Source organism: Allobosea sp., assembly GCF_030694325.1.
Classification (GTDB): Bacteria; Pseudomonadota; Alphaproteobacteria; order Rhizobiales; family Beijerinckiaceae; genus Allobosea.
On the sequence record NZ_JAUXYO010000025.1, the window covers coordinates 1 to 1,846 of the forward strand.

The 1,846-nt window shown below is 66.4% G+C and carries 2 protein-coding genes and 1 pseudogene; all 3 read left to right on the top strand.

Features of this window, described 5'->3' with window-relative positions; all coding sequences use genetic code 11:
* The first annotated feature begins 69 nt into the window (after window positions 1-69).
* The gene (istA, locus tag Q8M82_RS01120) at window positions 70-1,368 is read left to right on the top strand and encodes an IS21 family transposase (protein WP_371126197.1); all 1,299 of its coding nucleotides are present in this window, start codon (window positions 70-72) and stop codon (window positions 1,366-1,368) included.
* The gene (locus Q8M82_RS01125; protein WP_305689548.1) at window positions 1,368-1,736 is read left to right on the top strand and encodes a P-loop NTPase family protein; all 369 of its coding nucleotides are present in this window, start codon (window positions 1,368-1,370) and stop codon (window positions 1,734-1,736) included. The genes istA and Q8M82_RS01125 overlap by 1 nt, the downstream gene beginning before the upstream one ends.
* Window positions 1,687-1,846 (top strand): annotated as a pseudogene (locus tag Q8M82_RS01130) (IS256 family transposase); the annotation flags it as partial. The gene Q8M82_RS01125 and the pseudogene Q8M82_RS01130, both read left to right, overlap by 50 nt.

Below are 1,846 nucleotides of genomic sequence, written 5' to 3' on the forward strand. Positions count from 1 at the left end.
TGTCAGGCGACACGACAAACTGCCCCCCTGACGCCATGAGGAACTGACCCCTCTGGAGAGGAGGTCGGCATGGAAGAGCAAGAGGTTCAGAGTTCGCCGCGGTTGGGTTTGCCGCGGAGGGACGAGATGAAGACGCCGGACGACGTGTCGGCGATGGTGCGTCTGAAGGGGTTGGGGTGGGGCGCGAAGCGGATCGCGGCCGAGCTTGGCTGCTCGAAGAACACGGTGAAGCGCTGGCTGAGATACGGCGATTGGCGAGCTTGTGTGACGCCGTCGCGCTCGAAGAAGCTGGATGGTCTGTCGGATTGGTTGGCCGAGCGATTCCGGCGCCACCGCGGGAACGCCGATGTGATCCGCCAGGAACTGGCGCAGGAGAAGGACATCCATGTCAGCCTGCGCACGGTCGAGCGCACGGTGGCGCCGCTGCGCCGGGAGTTGGTCGCCGAGGCGCGGGCGACGGTTCGGTTCGAGACGCCGCCCGGCGAGCAGCTGCAGATCGACTTCGGTGAGCGTCGCGTCGAGATCGCCGGTGTCGCGACCAAGGTTTTCTTCTTTGTCGCGACGCTGGGTTATTCGCGCCGGCTTCATGTCCGCGCCTTCGGACACGAGAAGCAGGAGAGTTGGTTTACCGGGATGGAGAGCACATTCCAGGCCTTCGGCGGCATTGCGCGCGAAGTGCTGCTCGACAATGCCCGCGCGCTCGTTTTGCACCATGATCCATCGAGCCGGGAGGTCGTTCTTCATCCCAGGCTGCATGCCTTCGCGAAGCATTGGGGTTTTCGCATCAGAGCCTGTGCGCCGTATCGGGCGCGCACAAAGGGTAAGGACGAGCGTGGTGTCGGCTATGTGAAGAGGAACGCCATTGCCGGCCGACGCTTCGCCAGCTGGGCCGCGATGGAGGCGCATCTGGACGCCTGGACGCGCGACATCGCCGATCTGCGTGTTCATGGCACGACCGGCGAGGCACCGATCGATCGCTTCCTGCGCGAGGAGGCCGGGGCCCTCAAGCCCGTGAGGGGCGTTCCGCCGTTCACGACGCATCGCGATCTGATGCGCAGCGTCGGCGCCGATTGCGCGGTGGCGATCGACGGCAATGCCTATTCGGTGCCGTGGCGGCTGATCGGCGAGCGCGTCCGGGTCACCGTCGGCAACGAGATCGTGCGTATCCACCATGGCGGACGCGAGGTGGCCGTCCATGCCGAGTTGAAGGGGCGCCATGGCCGGATTGTCGATGATGCCCATCTGGCCGGGCTCGTGGGAACGCGCGAGCGGCCGGCTCATCTGGCCCCGCCGAGATCGCCGCCAGCGCCGGCTGCGTTGCTGCGTCCGCTGGCGGAGTATGAGGCGGTTGTCGGGGGAGGCTTCTGATGAACGACCATGATCACCTGACCGCCTTGCTCGGCCGGTTGAAGCTGACGGCGCTGCGCGATCAACTCGACAGCCTGATCGACGAGGCCGGCCGCCGCGAACTCACGATCCGGGAGGCGCTGACGCTGTTCTGCGAGCGCGAGGTCGCGCGCCGCGACCAGCGCCGGATCGACATGTCCTTCGGCCTGGCGCGCTTCCCCTTCGTGCGCGACCTCACCGGCGGTCGTGTCCCATCGCGTGGTGTAGCTGAGGGTGGTCATCGGCGATTGCCGGTTAGGTTTGGGTTGCGAACGCCAACCCTGAACCGCGAGTTCCCCGATGACCGACGAGATGATGTACCTGCGCGGGCTGCTGGAGAAGAGCCCTGACGCCGATCTTCTGCGCGAGATGATCGGCTTTGCCGCGCAACGCCTGATGGAGCTGGAGGTCGGCGGCCTAACCGGCGCCGGCTTTGGCGAGAAGAGCCCGGAGCGTCTGG